Annotated in this window: 1 protein-coding gene; it reads right to left on the minus strand. The window is 56.5% G+C overall.

The features are described 5' to 3' along the window. The coding region (locus EN935_RS39725) for an ABC transporter permease subunit (protein WP_127374439.1) at positions 1–422 on the minus strand (422 nt) is incomplete at its 3' end. Between the last annotated feature and the right edge of the window lie 98 nt (positions 423–520).

Here is a 520-nt window from a genome sequence, read left to right on the forward strand (position 1 = left end):
ATTTGAGGCAGCGTTACCCGCAACAATGTCTGGGTCTTCGTCAACCCGCAGATCGCAGCCGCTTCTGTCTGACCGAGGGGCACGGATTGGAAGCCCGATCGAAAAATCTCCGAGAAATAGGCGGATGCATACAGCGAAAGGCCAACGATGCCGGCGACAACCGGCGGCAAGCTGAGCCCGACGAAGGGCCCACCATAGTAGAGGAGGAAGAGCTGGATCAGAAAGGGCGTGCCCCGAAACAGGCCAACATAGCCGTCAATGACAAGAGCAATCGGACGTGGCGCCTCCTGCCGCAAAAGGGCGATGGCAAGCCCAAGAAAGGCGCCGATGACCACACTGGTTAGCCAGGTGTAGAGCGTTAGTGCAAGCCCATTGAATATCTCGGGCCAATGGTCTGTAAGAACATGAAATTCTGAGAGCACCTCAACGCTCCCCCAGGTTAAGGTGCCGCTCGGCGTTCCGACTTATGACGGCAACAATCATGCTGATCGACAGGTAGATCGCGCCTGCGGTCAAATAA

Origin of the sequence: Mesorhizobium sp. M7D.F.Ca.US.004.03.1.1 (genome assembly GCF_003998635.1) — a bacterium.
GTDB lineage: Bacteria > Pseudomonadota > Alphaproteobacteria > Rhizobiales > Rhizobiaceae > Mesorhizobium > Mesorhizobium loti.